The organism is Bacillus sp. AF62, assembly GCF_050312695.1.
GTDB classification, from domain to species: domain Bacteria; phylum Bacillota; class Bacilli; order Bacillales; family Bacillaceae_G; genus Bacillus_A; species Bacillus_A cereus.
On the sequence record NZ_JBNPJZ010000060.1, the window covers coordinates 1 to 19,703 of the forward strand.

A 19,703-nucleotide genomic window follows, 5' to 3' on the forward strand; every position below is an offset into this window, starting at 1 on the left:
ACTATCATTCTTCCAGGAAAACGGGTTTCTTTATGCATTCATTTTTGGATATTTATGAGTTTTGCAACACCCTCAAATTAGTTAATAATGCTGAAATAGGGGAATGGATACTATATCCGATTAAAGATAATAGAAATGTAACGAAAACTTGGGATGATATAGTTAGACAAAACATTGACATGAGAGATGAGTCTATGCCAGAAAACCTTATCATAATTGGTGACGATGGTTCAGGGGATAAATTGTGCTTTAAAATAAATAATGGAAAAATGGATGGTGAAATATATATTTGGTATCACGCGGATGACGAAATGGAAGAAATATCTCCGAGTTTAAAAGAATTTATTATGGAAACTATTCAGGAAGACGATGCTTTTTAGTCTTAATTATTATCATTTTGTGAACCACTCTTAGAAAAGGCGAGGATAGAATATGACAATAGAATTATATGGCGCACATTGCAATGAGCGGAAAGGGTATAGAGTAATAGAAGGAAAAGATTCATATAATCATTACTTTGGCGGTCAAGATTGTAATTTGCCAGTATGTAAGTTATGCGGTGAGAAGATGCATCAAATTCTCTGTTTTGATTTAAAAGATGGGAGACTTGCTGAACTTAAAAGTAATGAACTAAATATTTTACCATTCGTTTCATGCTTGAACTGCGCGATGGTGTGGGAACCGCAATATTTTCAGTTAAGTGATGGAGGTAAAACAGTTCAAATCATACAGCAGCAAAATACAGAAGAATGGATAATGGAAGAGGAAGATAAGTTACCAGTTTCATTACCAAAAACAACGGTAAAGCTTATAAATATGAAAAATGAAGATATACCTACAGATGAAGATAGTTACTGGGAAGCTTTTGACTTGTTCGGTTCTGAATATGTATGTAGATTATTAGGGGCACCATTATATGCGGATCTTCCAGAGCATTTGGCGTGTCCAACTTGTTCTAAAGAGATGAAGTATGTTGCTACAATTACACAAGATATCGAGGAACGCGGACTTATTTCAGTAGTTGATTTCCAGTTTGGGGAAATGAATATTTATTTTTATTTATGTCAAGATTGTTCAATTATAAAAACGGAAACACAAAGTACAAAACAAGACTAACATATTATGTTAGTCTTGTTTTTGTATCGCAACATCATTAAGAATCACATCAAATATATCTTTTTGCGTAAAGTTATCTGTAAAAATAGTTTCTCTGGCAACCTCAATTGTATCGTGCGGATTATACCATTTTTGTAGGGAATCTTCACCAAATTCATATCGTTTGTCTCTTGTGTTATGTCGTCTAATAGTTTCCTCTAATGATAAATCAAAATAATATGTAAATGCATTTTCATCAAAATAACGAATTAATTCTTTTAACATCTCACCATACCTACGACTGTCCAATATACCTTCTAAAATAACAAATTCACATTTTCCTTTTCCGTACTTTGTAATTTCAAATAGTAAATCATGTGATAAATTACCCATTGTGTCGTGTACTCTAAGCATATCTTTACGCACAACATCCTGTGATACTAAGAGTGTACCTTGTCCGAAATGTTCTTGTAGTTGCTTTGCAATCGTTGTTTTACCACTTGCGGAGTTTCCTCTAAGAATGATTAAAGTGGATGTAAGTATAGGTTTAGACATAATGTATTCCCCCAACGGCATTAATTATATAGAAAATTTTAACAAATAAAGTGAGGAAAGTGTATAATTAATATGATGGATATTTAAGGAGAGGATTAGATGGGGGATATATTAAAAAATGCACAACCTATATGGAAACGGACTTGGTTTCGTTATCTAGGGGCATTTTTTATTGTTCAGTTACTGTTTATCCCGCATTAACGGGCAGTAAGACCCCCACCTCAAAATTCAGCGAAAGCGAAGAAGTTAGGTGGGGGATCAACTGCCCGTAAAAGCCCGATTGGTTCAACTAATAATCAGTGGGGGATGAACAAAACCCCCACTGATTAAAGTTTCACTTTATTTTGTGTGAAATAACTGCGTGGGCACCAAACTTTAGGCCAGGCGGAGAGTTTTTTAATAGAATATTAAATTCTCAATTTTTCACTGAATGGTTCACACTCTATACAATCCCGCAATTTAACGTATTTACAGCATTTTTTGCGATTACATTACTACCATATGCATTAGTAGGTGCAATGAAAGATGTAACATCAAGAAAAAATATAAAGGAATAATAGAGGTATAATATGCTTTTTCAAAAAGAAGGTTTATTGATTAGATACGTAATGGAAGATGATGCATCTATCATTTCTAAATGGTTAACAGACCCAGCAGTCCTGCGGTATTACGAAGGACGAGATAATCCGCAATCTATAGAAAAGGTGCTTGATCATTTTATACATAGTCCAAACAGTAATGAAAAAAGATGTTTAATAGAATTTGATACCATTCCGATTGGTTACATACAAATGTACCCAGTGGATTCAGAGTGGAAAGCGTTATATGGCTATAAAGAATCACAAAATGTATGGGGTATGGACCAATTTATCGGTGAACCAGCCTATTGGGGAAAGGGAATTGGAACAAAACTCGTTCAGGCAGCAATTACATATATTATGGGTGAAATGGGAGCAGAAGCAATTGCAATGGATCCGAAAGTAAATAATGGACGAGCAATAAAGTGTTATGAAAAAAGTGGATTTAAAAAAGTAAAGATTTTAAAGGAACATGAGTTGCATGAGGGGAAATTAGAAGATTGTTGGATGATGGAATATAAACAATAATAATGGCTTATACAAACAAAGGGGGATGTGTGAAATGAAAAAAGCATTAATCGTAATTGATGTGCAAGCGGGTATGTATACAGCTGGAATGCCAGTACATAATGGGGGAAAGTTTTTACAAACATTGCAAGAGCTTATTAGGGAATGTCGTTCAAATGATATTCCAGTTATTTATATCCAACATAACGGTCCTAAAGACCATCCGTTAGAAAAAGGTACGGATGGATGGCGAATCCATGCGGCCATCGCTCCGCAAGAAGGAGATAATATAGTTGAAAAGACGACTCCAGATTCATTCCATAATACAAACTTAAGCGAAGTGTTACAAGAGAAAGGAATTGAACACGTTATTCTTTCGGGAATGCAAACAGAGTATTGTGTAGATACGACAACGCGCAGAGCATGTAGTGAAGGGTATAAAGTAACGTTAGTGAGTGATGCGCATAGTACATTTAATACAGAAGTGTTACGTGCTGAAGATATTGTGAAACATCATAACGCAGTATTGGGAGCGTTTGCGGATGTTGTTGCAGTAAAAGACTTAAAAGTGGCTGCCTCTAAATAAGAGGCAGTTTTTTATTAGAAAAAATAGCGTCAAATATTGTCGGTAAGTCGGTATTTTGAAATAATCACTTATATAATTTCACGTACCATAATGAAAAAATACAAAAAAGGAGCACCACATAATTAAAAAGGGCGCTCCTGCATTAAAACGTTACTTTTTCTTATCTTTATCCAATATATTTTGTTCTTCAGCAAACTCTGTACCATATGCAAAGCGGCGATTAATACGAATGTTATCATTGTTGTGCCTTGTATGAGAGTTAGAGAAGCGATGAACGATTACTTCAGATAAGGTGAAGACGATGGCAGAAAGGATACTGCCCCATGCAATTTGCATATAGTTGTCTAATAAAATATTACCGAAAATCCATACGCTTAAATATGTTAATAAGAAATCCGACATAATGGCACCAGTATTGCCAATTCGATTTAAAATAATTTTATCAACGAACATGTAGGATACGATTGTAACAAAGAGACTGAATGAAATAATTTGAACAAACGTTGCAGGGAAAAATAAAGCAAGCCCAATGCTAAATGCGATAATGCACGATATAAACTTGATAAGCACTACTGTGAAATCATTCAAAATTTACACCTCCGATTTATACATAGTTTTTCAATAAATTCTGGAGTTCATACATTGTAACGGATTTATTTACATAAAACTTTTTCATGTTCGGAATTTAGTCTAAATATTATAAAAACAATGAAAAAATGTTATAGTAAAATGAGAGTGTATGACATTTTTAGGTAAGGGGGAATCCAGGATGTGGATTACTTCAGAAGTAGAAATTCCAGATGAGTTAATTGATCACATTGAGCAAGGAAAGTTAGTGTTATTTGTTGGAGCGGGAGTTTCTATGAAAGGGAAATCAAACTTACCAAATTTTGATGATTTAGTTGATGAAATTGCAAAAACGTTATATGTCGAAAAGCGTGAAATAACAGAACCACATGATTATTATCTTGGTAAAATTGCGAAAACAAAAGATGTACATCAAGTCGCAAGAGATCTCGTTCATATAGAGAAATCAAAACCGAATCCATTGCATTATGCAATTCCAAGGTTATTTCCTTTAGATACAGATATCCGCATTGTAACAACAAATTTTGATCAACATTTTACAACTGCAATTAAAGAAATAAATAGAGATATCAATGTTTATTACGCTCCAGCTTTACCGACTGGGAGAGCTTTTAAAGGTCTTGCTTACATACATGGTAATGTAGAACAGGAGAAAGAGGCTTTAATTTTAACAGACGGTGATTTTGGAAGGGCTTACTTAACAGAAGGATGGGCAAGAAGATTTTTAGTTGATCTATTCTCAAATTACACCGTTTTATTCGTTGGATATAGTCATAATGACCCAGTAATGAAATATTTAGCAACTGGTTTACCACCAAGTACAAGACGATTTGCTTTTGTCGCACAAGGAGAAAATACGTACCACTGGGAACATTTAGGGATAAGACCAATTGTGTATCCGAATAAAGTAAATAATCATCAATCTCTCGTAAAAGCGGTAAAACGCTGGGCGGAATTAATGGGTGATAATTATATTACGAAAAGAATGCGTATTCGGGATATTGTAACGGTTCCCCCGTCAGTAGAACAGGAACAATTATCATACATAAAGCAATCAATTAAAAAAATTGAAACAGTTCGTTACTTTGTGGAATTTGCTCATGATTATGAATGGGTCGAATGGTTAGAAGTAGAAGGTAAATTACAAAATTTGTTTATGCTTACGCCAAACTATAATGAAGTAGATGAATTACTTGCAGAATGGTTAGTCGAACAATTTCTTTTTAGTCATCAGAAAGAATTATTTCAATTAATTTATAAAAACTATTCTAAAATATCACCGTTATTATGGAGAACAATTTGTAACTACTTAAACGAAACGAAGAGTAAGATGGACCCGTTGTTGTTTGCAAGGTGGACACTCCTTTTATTAGAAACAGCTGAAAAAGATAGTAGCTCTATAGAAAAGATTTCTAAGTTACTGCAAAAATGTTCTTTTCCTGAGCATAAGGAAATTGCCTTATTGCTACTAACTTTTATTTTAGACGGAAAACTGAAGTTAAAACGTGTAAGAAAATGGGGAAATGATACGCAAGAATCAATAGAACTCGAGGAATCGAGTCGCTTACCAGTATCTACATTCTCTCATGTGGAGCAAATTTGGAACGAAAAGATGAGGCCGTATATCGCTTATTATGCTGTTCCAATTATGATGATTGGATTAGAAAAATTGAGAATGTTGTCGTTAAGACAAACGGCACTGAAAAAAAGAAATAAGGAAAATGTAGAGAAAGAGTTTCATCAAAATGACCTTGCATTTTTAATACGAATTGTAAAAGAGTGTCTAACTTATTTATGCGAAAACAATGAGAAAAAAGCGGATTATTATATTACAGAAATGATAGAAGCAAATAGTGTACTTCAAAAGCGAATTGCAATTGATGCGATGAATAAAAATATTTTTGTTCGTGTAGATGACAAAATGAAATGGTTGTTACATGAAGGACTTCTTTTAGATTTCACTTATAAACACGAAGTTTTTCAACTTTTAAAAAGGCATTATGCACATTGTTTAGAAAAAACAAAAGAAGAAGTCACTCGAACTGTAATAAAGCATCTTACAGAAGAGAGGGTATTTGATGCATGTCTCGTATTAGACTTATTATTCAAGTGTGATTCAAATAGTCCATCTACGGCAAATGGGTATGAGTTAATGAAGCAAAAGCATCCTCATTTTCATTCTGAACGATACAGTGTACAAAAGAAAGAGGATACAGCGCAAAGTATTACTTGTAATGTAACAGCTGACGGATTATTGCAGCTGAAAGATGTTGAAATTATGAAGCAAGTTCGGCAATTTTCGCAAGATGGTGTTTTTGAACAACGCCATTTTTTAGAGATGTTATCAAAAGCATGTAAATTGAATACAGAGTGGAGTATTTCATTCGCATATCAATTAGTAGGAGTGCAAGAAATAAGTAATGAAGTATGGTTTGTTTGTATTAGAGAATGGCGAAATAACAGAGGATTGACAAATGATCAAATCCAAAAAATTATTCCGTTATTGCAGAAATTTGTTAGAAATACTGCTTTTCATTGGTTAATTAGTAGTTTTCTATATGAAATTAGTAATCGACTAGAAGAGTTAGAAGAGAATAGTATACGTGTTGTAAAACGCTTTGCTTTTTCAGTGTTTCCTCAAGTTATGAAGAGTGATATGGATTTTAAGCTTGGAAAACAAGATTTTTACAATGAATCAATTCAGCATCCTGTTGGAAAAATGACGGCTGTATTATTAAAGTTGTTATCATATGATCATTTATACGATCGTAATGTATATGAATATTTATTTTTATTTGAAGAACAAGTAAGAGTTAATTCAGTACGAACAAACTTTATGTTTGCTCGTTTAATAGCAGATATTACATTTCTATATCATATTGAAAAGCAATGGTGCCGAAAATATTTGTTACCATACTTAGATTTAAAAAAACAAAATGAAATTACGGAATATGCATGGGCTGGTTTATGTTACACGCAAATAAATTTACCTTTATTTACAGAAATGAAGCGTTTTATTAAGTATGCGATAGAACATTTGGAAGTATTACATCCGCATACGAGGGAAGCTTTCTTGAAGTGGCTTAGCTTTGTATTTATTAAATGTGTACTATATTGGGAGCAAAAAACAGATTGGTTATACCCTTTACTCATACTAGAAAATGAAGAAAATAAAATTAAATTTATGCAGTTTTTGTGCTATTACGTCAAAACATTAAGTGTAAAAGAACAACAAAAATTTTGGACAGCTTGGCTCAGTGTATTTTTGCGAGAACGACCAAAAATGGGTGAGATAACAGCGAGAGAATATGTAATGCTTTTACGTATTATTTTATACATGGATGAAATATTAGAAAAAGGATTATGTATTATGTCTCGTGCATTTTCAAGTGTAAATGGTAAATGTACAGGTGAGGAAATGAAGCGGTTATTGATTGAAATGCTTCATAAAAAAGAAAGTATGAAAGCGCATAAAGAAATGTTTGCAAATGTGTTTTTTATTTTACTACAAACATGTCAAGAAGCCGTTTTATTTGAAAAAGAAATCATAAAAATAAAAGAATTATTAGTTCAGTATGGAGTAGAGGAATCTGTTTTACATTTACTAGAAAATGAAATAATTCGCATAGGAATTGTAATGGGTGATTTACAAGAAGAATTATAGGACGAAAGTGGAATTTTAAAAAATATATAAAAAGTTGTTGACAGTGTTTTGAAAAGCGTTCTATAATACGAATCATACTTATTCAATTTCAAAAACATTTGAATAAACAAAGTGCAATGAAGAGATCACAGTAGTGGTTAGTCTTACTGTAACAGAGAGCTGGTGGTTGGTGTGAACCAGTACAGGGATAATCATGAATTACAGTCTTGGAGCATCTTTTTCGTAATAAAGATAGTTTGTCTTTATGAGGAAAAAGCGGTCAATTGATCGTTAACAGTGAAGAGAGGTAGACGGAAAGTTAGTCTACAACTAGGGTGGTACCGCGATAAATATCGTCCCTACTGATTTATTCAGTAGGGACTTTTTGTATTTTAGTGGTCCAACTTGAAAATAAAATAGTCATGCATTGAAAGGAAAAGCAGTAGTTGTTGTTTCCCTGTAACAGAGAGCTGGTGGTTAGTGCGAACCAGTACAAAAACAAGAGCGAATTACAGTCCTGGAGCATCTTTTTCGTAGTAAAGATAGTATTGTCTTTATGAAGGGAAAGACGGTCAGATGATCGTTAACAATGAAGAGAGGTAGACGAAAGAAGTCTACAACTAGGGTGGTACCGCGATAAATATCGTCCCTACTGATTGGATCAGTAGGGCTTTTTTGTACAAAAAAGTGGCTTTTTAACTAGTAGTTCATGTCTTTGTACGAATTATTAGTTTAAAATAAGAAGAGGTATCGATTCCACTATAAATTTGTATAATTAACCAGTTCAGAAAATAGAGAATCTTTTATTCTCTTACTATACTTTTAAAACATTAGAGGAGGATTTCCAAATGGCAAATCATGAATTAGATCAATTACGTAAACAGGTAGATGAAATTAACTTACAACTATTACACCTTTTAAACAAACGTGGTGAAATCGTTCAAAAAATTGGAGAGCAAAAGCAAGTACAAGGTACGAAACGCTTTGATCCAGTACGTGAGCGTGAAGTACTTGATATGATTGCAGAGCATAGCGAAGGACCATTCGAAACATCAACAGTTCAACATATTTTCAAAACGATTTTCAAAGCAAGCTTAGAGTTACAAGAAGATGATAACCGTAAAGCGTTACTAGTATCACGTAAAAAGAAACAAGAAAATACAATCGTTGATGTAAAAGGTGAATTGATTGGAAACGGAACACAAACGTTCATCATGGGACCTTGTGCAGTAGAAAGCTTAGAGCAAGTTCGTCAAGTAGGGCAAGCGATGAAAGACCAAGGCTTAAAATTAATGCGCGGTGGTGCATTCAAACCGAGAACATCTCCATACGATTTCCAAGGTTTAGGAGTAGAAGGACTTCAAATTTTACGTCAAGTAGCAGACGAGTTCGACTTAGCAATTATTAGTGAAATCTTAAATCCGAACGATGTTGAAATGGCGCTAGACTACGTTGATGTCATTCAAGTTGGCGCACGTAACATGCAAAACTTCGATTTATTACGAGCTGTAGGTAAAGTTAACAAACCAGTATTATTAAAACGTGGATTAGCAGCAACAATTGATGAGTTCATTAACGCAGCGGAATACATCATTGCGCAAGGTAACGATCAAATTATTCTTTGTGAGCGCGGTATCCGCACATACGAAAGAGCAACACGTAACACATTAGACATTTCTGCAGTACCAATTTTAAAGAAAGAAACACATTTACCAGTTATCGTTGATGTAACACATTCAACTGGACGCAGAGATTTATTATTACCAACAGCGAAAGCGGCACTTGCAATTGGCGCAGATGCAGTAATGGCTGAAGTTCATCCAGATCCAGCAGTTGCATTGTCAGATTCTGCACAACAAATGGACATTCCAGAATTCCATAGATTCATGGATGAGTTAAAAGGTTTCAAAAATAAATTATCTTAATTCCATATCATATGTGCGTTGAAGAGGAAACAGTAGTGCTTATCTCATTGTTAAAGAGAGCTGATGGCTGGTGTGAATCAGTACAAAGGTAAGCATGAATTACAGCCTTGGAGCATCTTTCTCGACAACTTATGGAGGGGAAGACGGTCAAACGATCGTTAAAGAAGAAGAGAGGTAGACGACAGTTGTCTACAACTAGGGTGGTACCGCGATAAACATCGTCCCTACTGAGCGCTCAGTAGGGACTTTTTTGTACAAAAAAATAGTAAAGGGGCAAGAGAAATGAGATACATTACAGCTGGAGAATCACATGGACCGCAGTTAACAGTTATTTTAGAAGGTGTACCAGCAGGTTTGACACTTACGGCGGAACATATTAATAAAGAATTATTAAGAAGACAAAAAGGTCATGGACGCGGAAGACGCATGCAAATTGAAACAGATACAGTTGAAATTGTAAGTGGTGTTCGTCACGGGATGACACTTGGATCACCGATTACGTTAATCGTAAAAAATGATGATTTCAAACATTGGACGAAAGTAATGGGTGCTGAGCCAATTTCTGAAAAAGAAAGTAAGGACATGAAACGTACAATTACAAAACCACGTCCAGGACATGCGGATTTAAATGGAGCAATTAAATATGGTCATCGTGATATAAGAAACGTATTAGAGCGCTCATCTGCAAGAGAAACGACAGTTCGTGTAGCTGCTGGTGCAGTTGCAAAACAAATTTTAAGCGAATTAGGCGTAAAAATTGCAGGACATGTTCTTGAAATTGGTGGAGTAAAAGCAAAACATATTTCAAACTTACCGATTGAAGAAATTCAAACGATAACTGAAAACTCACCAGTTCGATGTTTAGATAAAGAAGTAGAGCAAGAAATGATGGATGCGATTGACAACGCAAAAAGTAGCGGAGATTCAATCGGTGGTATTGTGGAAGTTATTGCAGAAGGTATGCCAATTGGCGTTGGTAGTTACGTTCATTACGATCGTAAATTAGATGCAAAACTTGCTGGTGCAATTATGAGTATAAATGCATTTAAAGGTGCTGAAATTGGCGTAGGTTTTGAAGCGGCAAGACAACCAGGAAGTAAAGTGCATGATGAAATTCTGTGGGATGAAGAAAAAGGATACACGAGAAAAACGAATAATGCCGGCGGTTTAGAAGGCGGTATGACAACAGGTATGCCAATTGTCGTAAGAGGCGTTATGAAGCCAATTCCTACATTATACAAACCGTTAGCAAGCGTTGATATTGATACGAAGGAAGCATTCCAAGCGAGTATTGAAAGATCTGATAGTTGCGCAGTACCAGCAGCGGGTGTAGTAGCTGAATCTGTTGTAGCATGGGAACTTGCAGATGCACTAGTCGAACAATTCGGAAAAGATCGTATGGAATTATTAAAACAAAACATTATGCAACACAATAACTACGCAAAAGAATTTTAATAAAAAGGTGGGTTTAACGTGCAAGTAAAAGATCAACTATCATCATTACAACCATATAAACCAGGTAAATCACCAGAACAAATGAAAGAAGTGTACGGAGATCATTCGTTTGTGAAATTAGCATCGAATGAAAATCCATTCGGTTGTTCACCGAGAGTTTTAGAAGAGTTGCAAAAATCTTGGTTGGAACATGCTTTATATCCTGACGGAGGTGCCACGACGCTCCGTCAAACAATCGCGGATAAGTTGCATGTGCAAATGGAACAAGTACTTTGTGGTAGTGGTTTAGATGAAATCATTCAAATAATAAGCCGCGCCGTATTACGAGCGGGAGATAACATTGTAACAGCAGGTGCAACATTCCCGCAGTACCGTCATCATGCAATTATTGAAGGCTGTGAAGTGATAGAAATTCCTTTAAATAACGGTGTATACGATTTAGACGAAATTTCGTCAGCGGTAAATAATAATACGAAAATCGTATGGATTTGTAATCCGAACAACCCGACGGGCACATATGTGAATGAGCAAAAATTAACTCAATTTATTGAAGGCATTAGTGAAAATACGTTAATTGTCATTGATGAAGCGTACTATGAATACGTAACAGCAAAAGATTTTCCTGAGACATTACCGCTTTTAGAAAAACATAAAAACATTCTTGTACTTAGAACGTTTTCTAAAGCATACGGATTAGCTTCTTTCCGCGTTGGATATGCGATCGGACAGGAAGAGCTAATTGAGAAATTAAATGTCGTACGTTTACCATTTAACGTATCTTCATTAGCGCAAAAAGCAGCTACGATTGCTTTTGGTGATGACGAGTTTATTGAAGAAATAGTTCGCGTGAATACAGAAGGATTACAGCAATACGAGAGTTTCTGTAAGGAAAACGAAATACCATTTTATTCGTCACAAACAAATTTCATCTTCTTACCGGTAGAGAATGCCGGAGAGATTTATGAAGCTTGTGCACATGCAGGATTTATTATTCGTCCATTCCAAAATGGTGTCCGTATTACAGTTGGAACAAGTGAGCAAAATGAAGGAGTGATTTCAGTGTTAAAACAACACTTTGAAAACAAAAAAAGTAAGTCTCGAGATGAGGCAAATGCGTAAAAAGGTAGTATTAATTGGAACAGGTTTAATAGGAGGTTCTCTTGCCTTAGCGATTAAGAAAGAGCACGATGTAACGATAACAGGTTACGATATATTTAAAGAGCAAGTAGAGCGTGCAAAAGAATTACACGTAGTAGATGAAGTAGCAGTTGATTTACAGCGTGCATGTGAAGAGGCACATTTAATTGTTTTTGCTTCTCCAGTTGAAGAAACGAAGAAGCTATTACACAAACTTGCGTCATTCCGTTTACGAGAAGATGTTATAGTGACTGATGTTGGTAGTACAAAAGGGTCTATTATGAACGAAGCGGAAGCTTTATTTTCAAAGGAAGTTTCTTTCATTGGGGGACATCCGATGGCGGGTTCTCATAAAACGGGAGTTGAAAGCGCAAAGGCGCATTTATTTGAAAATGCATTTTACATTTTAACACCGATGAATCATGTACCAAATGAACAAGTGGAAGACCTTAAAGTATGGTTAAAAGGAACAGGATCTCATTTTCTTGTTTTAAATACAGAAGAACATGATTATGTAACAGGGATTGTTAGTCATTTCCCGCATCTTATCGCAGCAGGTTTAGTAAGGCAAGTTGAGAAACATGCAGGAGATAATCCGCTCATTCATCAACTAGCTGCTGGAGGTTTCAAAGACATTACACGTATCGCATCTAGTAGTCCGAAAATGTGGAGTGATATTGTAAAGCAAAATCGAGAGCATTTAATGGTATTATTAAAAGAGTGGATCTCTGAAATGGAAGGTTTATATAAGACAGTTTCTACCGGAGATGCAGGCGAGATTCAAAACTATTTTGCAGATGCGAAAGAATACCGTGATTCTTTACCAGTAAGAAAGAGTGGTGCAATTCCTGCCTATCACGACTTATACGTTGATGTATTAGATAAGGTGGGGGCATTGGCTCATATTACGAGTATTTTAGCGCGCGAGGAAATTAGTATTACGAACTTGCAAATATTAGAAGCGCGTGAAGGACTGCTTGGGGTATTACGTATTAGTTTCCAAAGGGAAGAAGATCGTATGAAAGCAAAGCTAGCGCTTGGAGAAGAAGAATACCAAACTTATGAAACAATTTAAATGAGAAGGTGAAAAACGTGAAAGAAAGAACAATACAACCTGTTAATAACGGATTGAATGGCAATATTACAATCCCAGGTGATAAATCCATTTCACACCGTGCTGTTATGTTCGGTTCGATTGCAGAAGGGAAAACAACAATTAAAGGTTTCTTGCCCGGTGCAGACTGTTTAAGTACTATTTCATGTTTTAAAGAAATGGGAGTAGAAATTACGCAAAACGGTGATGAAGTTACTGTAGTTGGTAAAGGATTAGAAGGTTTACAAGAACCGAAAGCTGTATTAGATGTTGGTAATTCTGGTACAACAATTCGATTAATGTCAGGTATATTAGCTAACACACCATTTTTCTCTTGCGTACAAGGTGATGAGTCTATCGCAAAAAGACCGATGAAGCGTGTAACAAACCCATTAAAACAAATGGGTGCAAACATTGACGGCAGAGAAGAAGGAACATTTACACCGCTAACAATACGTGGCGGAGATTTAAAAGCAATTGAATATATTTCTCCTGTTGCAAGTGCACAAGTAAAGTCAGCTATTTTACTTGCAGGTCTTCGTGCAGAAGGTGTAACAGCTGTTACAGAACCACATATTTCACGCGACCATACGGAAAGAATGCTTGAAGCATTTGGTGTTAAAGTAACTCGCGAAGGGAAAACAGTGAAGCTGTCAGGTGGACAAAAATTAACAGCAACAAACATTCAAGTGCCAGGTGATGTATCATCAGCAGCATTTTTCTTAGTAGCAGGTGCAATCATCCCAAATAGTAAACTAGTATCACAAAATGTAGGAATGAATCCAACTCGTACAGGTATTATTGATGTTTTAGAGAAAATGGGTGCTACGTTCACTGTAGATCTAATTAACGAAGGGGCATCAGAACCAGCTGCAAATATTACAATTGAAACATCTTCATTAAAAGGAATTGAAATTGGCGGAGATATTATCCCTAGATTAATCGATGAGATTCCTGTAATCGCATTAGCGGCAACGCAAGCGGAAGGAATTACAGTAATTAAAGATGCACACGAATTAAAAGTAAAAGAAACAAATCGTATTGATACAGTCGTTGCTGAGTTAACGAAACTAGGAGCTCGCATAGAAGCAACTGATGACGGCATGATCATTTACGGAAAATCAGCTCTAAAAGGCAATACAGTAAATAGTTATGGTGATCATCGCATCGGAATGATGCTTGCGATTGCTGGCTGCCTGGCAGAAGGAAAAACAATTATTGAAGATGCAGAAGCAGTAGGTGTATCATATCCTACATTCTTTGATGAACTTCAAAAGCTAGCAAAATAAGGTGATGAGAAGCAGATACATTATGTATCTGCTTTTTTATGTTAGGTTGTTGTAAAATCGATATTTTTTGTTGAAACGTCTGTGTAATTTCACTTACCGAACTACAATAGTAAGAATTATGATACAATTCAATCAGGGAATGGAGGAGAATTATATGAATGTCATACAATTAAAAGAAGACAAATTTAGAGAAGCATTGCGTTTATCAGAATACGCTTTTCAATATAAAGTAAATGAGGAACGATTGCAGCAGCAAATCACTCGAATGAAAGAAAGTCATGAAATATACGGCATTATGGAAGGGGAAGACTTAGCAGCAAAACTACATCTTATTCCATTTCATTTATACATAGGAAAAGAAACATTTAAAATGGGCGGCGTTGCAGGGGTAGCGACGTATCCTGAGTATAGAAGAAGTGGGTATGTAAAAGAGCTACTTCAGCATTCTCTTCAAACGATGAAAAAAGATGGATATACAGTATCGATGTTACATCCATTTTCTGTTTCATTTTACCGTAAATACGGCTGGGAACTTTGTGCGAATCTTCTCGTATGTCATATGACTAAGAGCGATTTAGTTATGAAAAAACAAGTAAATGGCACCGTGAAACGTTTCAATAAAGAAAATCATCCAGAAGAAGTCGAGAAGCTATATGAAATTTTTGCAGAACGTTTTTCAGGTATGTTAGTTCGAGAGAAGAACTGGTGGTTACAAGTGGTTTATGATGATTTAGCATTAGCGATTTACTATGATGAAAATAAAACGGCAGCTGGTTACATGTTATATAAAATAGAAAACTATAAAATGACAGTAGAAGAATTTGTACCACTGCATAATGAAGCACGAAATGGTCTGTGGAACTTTATTTGCCAGCATGATTCTATGATTAAAGAACTTGAAATGACAGTAAGTGAAAACGAACCGTTGTTATATACATTGCAAGAGCCACGCGTGAAGACAGAAGTGAAACCATATTTTATGGGCAGAATTGTAGATGTAGAGCAGTTCTTAAAACAATATGAGTTGAATTGGAACAATGTACAGCAAGAAGTGATCCTACACATTACAGACGCATTTGCTCCGTGGAATAACGTAACAGTGAGACTTGCAAATCATGAAATAACAATTGTAGAAGAAACAACGGAAAAAGGAATCAAACTGGATATAAATGCACTATCGACAATAATGTTTGGATACAAACGTCCATTAGAACTAAACGAACTTGAATTAATTAGCGGAAGCGAAGAGGCAATGTGGTCATTTGAGAATTTAGTACCAGTGCGTAAGCCGTTTATTTATGATTTCTTTTAATTAATACACTGTGCAATGTGTCATTAAAAAAGTACTATAATGAAAAACAGTTATTATAGTACTTTTCAATTAATAGAATGAAAGCATTATTTTAGGAGGGGAAATAGAATGATTAGGCAAGCTGTAGGCGCAATCATATTCCAAAATAGTGAATTTTTATTGGTACATAAGGTAAAAATAAGCGATATAGAAGGAGAATACAATTTGTCAAAGGGGGAGTGGGATTTTCCTAAAGGCGGATTAAAACATACAGATAATGACTTAGAAAGTGCTATTTTGAGAGAGCTTGAAGAAGAAACCGGTTCAAAAAAGTTTATAGTTATGAAACAAATGGAAGATAAAATTTGCTTTGAGTTTCCTGAAGAATTAAAAGTGAAAACTGGATTTGAAAAACAAGAAACAACTATGTTTTATGTAGAATATATAGGTGATAGAACAGATTTGAATCCAAAAGATAATGAAATAAGTCAAGTTCAATTTTTTAAGACACAAGATATATTGAGCATTTTAAGTCACGATGATACAAAGAATTTTTTTGAAGTGTTAATTCAAAAAATGCATTGAAATCTAAGTGAGTGTGTTATTTGAAAATGCTACATTTGCGTAGTCACACACTTGACTTTTAATCCATCTAATTTATAATTAAAAAAGGAATGAATTTTCATTCCTTAAAATTGAGGTGAGAAAAATGGCTAAAAATAAACAAGAAGACATTTTTGAAGCAGCTATACAACTATTCGCAGAGCGTGGTTACGATGGTACGACAATTCCGATGATCGCTGAAAAAGCAAATGTCGGCGCTGGTACGATTTATCGCTATTTTGAAAATAAAGAGGCACTCGTTAACTCATTATTTTCAAAAAGTATGTTGCAACTATCTGAAATGATAAAAACAGATTTTCCTGTTGAAGCAAATATTCGTGAACAGTTTAGTCATACATACAACCGTTTATTTGAATTTGCGAGAAACAATGTGGATGCTTTTCTTTTTACAAATTCTCACTGTGATAGTTATTTTCTTGATGAACAGAGTAAGAAAATATTTGACGATTTTATAGGCTTCTTTATGAATATTATAGAAGATGGAATCGCAAAAGGGTTTCTCCGTCCATTGCCTCCAGTTGCATTAATTATCATTGTATACCAACCGCTAGAAAAATTAACTAAAGTAATGGCGACAGGGCAATTAGAATACTCAAAAGAATTAGTAAAAGAATTGGAAGAAAGCTCTTGGAATGCTATTAGAATCATTTGATTCTATAGCTTTATAAGGAAAGGAATGAACATTCATTCCGAAATGGATTTTTAAAATGAAATAGGGGATGATATATTTGTAGTACTAAGAGAATGAATATTCATTCCGTGAAAGGTAATTTAAAAGGGTTTTAAAAATAATTTAATAGAGTGATAGGAATGAACGTTCATTCCGAAATGATAGTTTTAAAAGGATAGAAATGAATGTTCATTCCTAGCTTAACATGACAAGCTAAAAATGGGAGATGATTCAAATGAGCAACCTAAAAAGTTGGAGAAGTTTATCTTTTCTATTATGGATAGTTATTACTATTACAATGGTTGTAACGATGCCTAATATGGATAAATTAGTGAAGGAAAAAGGGAAAATTACAATCCCTAATACAGAACAAAGCAGCATTGCTGACAAGATGATTAAAGAGATGGATAAAGAAGGGGTTGAAAAGTATGAAATTATAGCCGTTTTTAATAGTGGCAATAAGGCAGCTTTAACAGATGAACAAAAGAAGGAAATAACAAAAACGATCAACGCCCTGCAAAATGAAAAAGAGCAATTAGGAATTAAGGAAGTTGTTTCGCATTTAGATAATAAAGACTTGGAGAAACAATTAGTTTCTAAAGATAATACGACTATTTTAACGCAAATATCGATAGATAAAAAACATGGTGAAATATCAAAGGTTTCAAATAATCTTCATGAAAAGGTGCAAACGAAAGGGGTAAAAACGTATTTAACAGGAAGTGACTTAATAGCGGGTGATTTTCTTAAATCCTCTCAAGAGGGAGTGAAAAAGACAGAAGTTATTTCAATCATTTTCATTCTTGTAGTATTAATCCTCGTATTTCGTTCACCAGTTGTTCCGATTGTTTCTCTTCTTACAGTCGGTGTGTCGTATTTAGTTTCAATGGGGATTATTGCTCAGCTTGTAAATCAATTTAATTTCCCATTTTCAAACTTTACACAAGTGTTCGTAGTCGTCGTCCTCTTTGGAGTAGGAACAGATTATAATATTTTATTATATACGAGGTTTAAAGAAGAATTAAGTAAACAAGAAAATGCATTTTTGGCCACGAAAGAAACATTTAAATCGGCAGGTAAAACCGTATTATATAGCGGTATAGCGGTGCTAATTGGTTTTGCATCACTTGCGTTAGCGAGTTTTAAATTATATCAATCTACTTCAGCGGTAGCAATTGGTGTTTTAGTATTACTACTCGTATTAACGACTTTAAATCCATTTTTTATGGTGCTTTTAGGAAAAGGAATGTTTTATCCAGTTAAAACATTTAAAGGTCATGAGGATAGTCACTTATGGGGATTCTTTGCAAAAAACTCAGTAGCAAGGCCATTTATCGCTTTAATCATCGTATTTTTAATATCGATTCCTTTCATATTAAAATACTCTAATACACTAAATTACAATGATTTATTTGAAGTAGATAATAAGTATGAATCAAAGATGGGTATTAACGTAATAGAAGATCATTTTCCGCCTGGTTTCTCTTCGCCGAGTACATTAGTCATTCAATCTGATAAAAAGCTGGATGAAGGAACTTCTCTACAAATTTTAGACGAATTAACTGATAAAATTTCGAAAGTTAAAGGTGTATCAGAAGTATATGCACCGACACGTCCAACTGGTGAGAAGATAAAAGAATTATATTTAAATAAGCAAGCGGGAGAATTGAATACAGGATTAGGAGATGCGAATGGGGGCATAAAGGAAATTAATGATGGATTAACGGATGCGAAAAATAAAATGGGAAGTAATGATTCAAATAGTCTTGCGAATGTTCAAAAATTAATTGATGGAACGAACGAGGCGAAAAACGGGGTATCAGCATTAGGAACAGCTTTACATCAATTATCAAATGGCATAAACGACGGTGCACAAGGAGCACAGCAAATTGAGAGTGGCTTAGCTTCAGTAAACGAAAATATAAATGTTCTATCTAATGCAACGTCGCAGCTGCATACTGGTTATGCACAGTTAGAAAAAGGTTTAAGCTCTTACGATCAATACTTCGGAAGTATTTCTCAAGCAATTGATGGTGCGAAAAAGGGATATGAACAAATTGAAATGTTAATGACCAATTTCGTTCAAACGAAACCAGAACTAGCGAATGATTCAAACATACAACAAACGATAGGGATTGCTAAAGAAGCTCAAAAACAATTAAATATACTTTCAAAAGAATTAAATCAATTAGCAACGCAGCATAAAGCAGCGATGAGTTCATTTAAAGAAGCGAATCAATCGTTACTGAAAGTGGATAACGGCTTAAAAGAAATGAACAATGGAATTAATAAGTTACAAAAGGGAGCAGCGGATCTTAAAAATGGATTAAATGAAGGTTCTGCAGATTCAAAACAAATTGCGAATAAATCAGCTGAGTTACAATCTGGATTAACGAAAATAAACGATGGGCAAGGGCAACTTTTAACGGGCCTTAAAGACCTGCAGGAAAAGATGGGGCAATTACAATCCGGTTTATCTAAAAGTACAGAAGGGCTTGGAAAAGTAAGCAATGGCCTGCATGATGCGCAGGAATATTTAGGGGAGCTCAATGAATCGAAAAGCTCTGAGAAGTTTTATATTCCAAAAGAAGTGTTAGAACCTGTTTAAAATCTTTTTAATAAAATCGCTACACCTGCCAATAAGCAACTCTGTCTGCTATTTTCAAG

General features: G+C 34.8%; 15 protein-coding genes, 3 pseudogenes and 3 other annotated features. Of the genes and pseudogenes, 16 read left to right on the forward strand and 2 right to left on the reverse strand.

Annotation, left to right across the window (positions count from 1 at the left end; all coding sequences use genetic code 11):
* Both ACQRBL_RS13955 and ACQRBL_RS13960 read left to right on the forward strand, forming a co-directional pair.
* On the forward strand, positions 1-380 hold a 380-nt coding region (locus ACQRBL_RS13955; protein WP_427734744.1), incomplete at its 5' end, for an SMI1/KNR4 family protein.
* 52 nt (positions 381-432) lie between these two features.
* Positions 433-1,116, forward strand: a complete 684-nt coding sequence (locus tag ACQRBL_RS13960; protein WP_142254766.1) for a hypothetical protein — start codon at positions 433-435, stop codon at positions 1,114-1,116.
* Between the two features lie 9 nt (positions 1,117-1,125).
* Here the strand turns inward: ACQRBL_RS13960 and ACQRBL_RS13965 are convergent, their stop codons facing one another.
* Positions 1,126-1,650 carry a kinase gene (locus ACQRBL_RS13965; protein WP_411995594.1) on the reverse strand — a complete coding sequence of 175 codons (525 nt, stop codon included), beginning with the start codon at positions 1,648-1,650 and terminating at the stop codon, positions 1,126-1,128.
* Between the two features lie 99 nt (positions 1,651-1,749).
* On the opposite strand from ACQRBL_RS13965, the pseudogene ACQRBL_RS13970 reads away from it, so the two are divergent.
* The 4 genes and pseudogenes from ACQRBL_RS13970 to ACQRBL_RS13985 all read left to right on the forward strand — a co-directional run.
* A pseudogene (locus ACQRBL_RS13970) lies at positions 1,750-1,833 on the forward strand (YfzA family protein); the annotation flags it as partial.
* A 155-nt stretch (positions 1,834-1,988) separates the two neighbouring features.
* Positions 1,989-2,207: pseudogene (locus ACQRBL_RS13975) on the forward strand (YfzA family protein); the annotation flags it as partial.
* Between the two features lie 12 nt (positions 2,208-2,219).
* Entirely contained in the window at positions 2,220-2,756 is a 537-nt protein-coding gene (locus ACQRBL_RS13980; protein ID WP_097987227.1) for a GNAT family N-acetyltransferase, read from the forward strand.
* A gap of 34 nt (positions 2,757-2,790) precedes the next feature.
* On the forward strand, positions 2,791-3,321 hold the full coding sequence (locus tag ACQRBL_RS13985) for a cysteine hydrolase family protein (RefSeq protein ID WP_000709539.1): 531 nt from the start codon (positions 2,791-2,793) through the stop codon (positions 3,319-3,321).
* A gap of 150 nt (positions 3,322-3,471) precedes the next feature.
* On the opposite strand, the gene ACQRBL_RS13990 is transcribed toward ACQRBL_RS13985, so the two are convergent.
* On the reverse strand, positions 3,472-3,909 hold the full coding sequence (locus ACQRBL_RS13990; protein WP_000997702.1) for a YndM family protein: 438 nt from the start codon (positions 3,907-3,909) through the stop codon (positions 3,472-3,474).
* Between the two features lie 181 nt (positions 3,910-4,090).
* Between ACQRBL_RS13990 and ACQRBL_RS13995 the strand changes: the two genes are divergently transcribed.
* The 10 genes and pseudogenes from ACQRBL_RS13995 to ACQRBL_RS14040 all read left to right on the forward strand — a co-directional run.
* On the forward strand, positions 4,091-7,573 hold the full coding sequence (locus tag ACQRBL_RS13995) for a DUF4020 domain-containing protein (protein WP_142330401.1): 3,483 nt from the start codon (positions 4,091-4,093) through the stop codon (positions 7,571-7,573).
* 107 nt (positions 7,574-7,680) lie between these two features.
* Positions 7,681-7,916: a binding site (T-box leader), on the forward strand.
* A gap of 54 nt (positions 7,917-7,970) precedes the next feature.
* Positions 7,971-8,206: a binding site (T-box leader), on the forward strand.
* 194 nt (positions 8,207-8,400) lie between these two features.
* Positions 8,401-9,477: a bifunctional 3-deoxy-7-phosphoheptulonate synthase/chorismate mutase gene (locus ACQRBL_RS14000; RefSeq protein ID WP_411995593.1), complete on the forward strand. Its 1,077-nt coding sequence runs from the start codon at positions 8,401-8,403 to the stop codon at positions 9,475-9,477.
* A gap of 9 nt (positions 9,478-9,486) precedes the next feature.
* Positions 9,487-9,706 (forward strand) — a binding site (T-box leader).
* A 53-nt stretch (positions 9,707-9,759) separates the two neighbouring features.
* Positions 9,760-10,932 (forward strand): chorismate synthase, encoded by a 1,173-nt coding sequence (gene aroC, locus ACQRBL_RS14005; RefSeq protein WP_001269431.1) that lies wholly within the window; start codon positions 9,760-9,762, stop codon positions 10,930-10,932.
* Positions 10,933-10,950: 18 nt separating this feature from the next.
* Positions 10,951-12,051, forward strand: coding sequence for a histidinol-phosphate transaminase (gene hisC, locus ACQRBL_RS14010; protein WP_097920619.1), 1,101 nt, complete (start codon positions 10,951-10,953; stop codon positions 12,049-12,051).
* A complete protein-coding gene (gene tyrA / locus ACQRBL_RS14015; protein ID WP_097920618.1) occupies positions 12,044-13,144 on the forward strand; it encodes a prephenate dehydrogenase in 1,101 nt (366 codons plus the stop codon). The genes hisC and tyrA overlap by 8 nt, the downstream gene beginning before the upstream one ends.
* A 17-nt stretch (positions 13,145-13,161) precedes the next feature.
* Entirely contained in the window at positions 13,162-14,451 is a 1,290-nt protein-coding gene (gene aroA, locus ACQRBL_RS14020; protein WP_098519273.1) for a 3-phosphoshikimate 1-carboxyvinyltransferase, read from the forward strand.
* Between the two features lie 154 nt (positions 14,452-14,605).
* Positions 14,606-15,763 carry a GNAT family N-acetyltransferase gene (locus ACQRBL_RS14025; protein WP_141544710.1) on the forward strand — a complete coding sequence of 386 codons (1,158 nt, stop codon included), beginning with the start codon at positions 14,606-14,608 and terminating at the stop codon, positions 15,761-15,763.
* Positions 15,764-15,871: 108 nt separating this feature from the next.
* The gene (locus ACQRBL_RS14030; protein WP_000620963.1) at positions 15,872-16,327 is read left to right on the forward strand and encodes an NUDIX domain-containing protein; all 456 of its coding nucleotides are present in this window, start codon (positions 15,872-15,874) and stop codon (positions 16,325-16,327) included.
* Positions 16,328-16,451: 124 nt separating this feature from the next.
* Positions 16,452-17,018: a TetR/AcrR family transcriptional regulator gene (locus ACQRBL_RS14035; RefSeq protein ID WP_001107311.1), complete on the forward strand. Its 567-nt coding sequence runs from the start codon at positions 16,452-16,454 to the stop codon at positions 17,016-17,018.
* Positions 17,019-17,271: 253 nt separating this feature from the next.
* Positions 17,272-19,635, forward strand: a pseudogene (locus tag ACQRBL_RS14040) (MMPL family transporter); the annotation flags it as partial.
* Positions 19,636-19,703 lie beyond the last annotated feature (68 nt).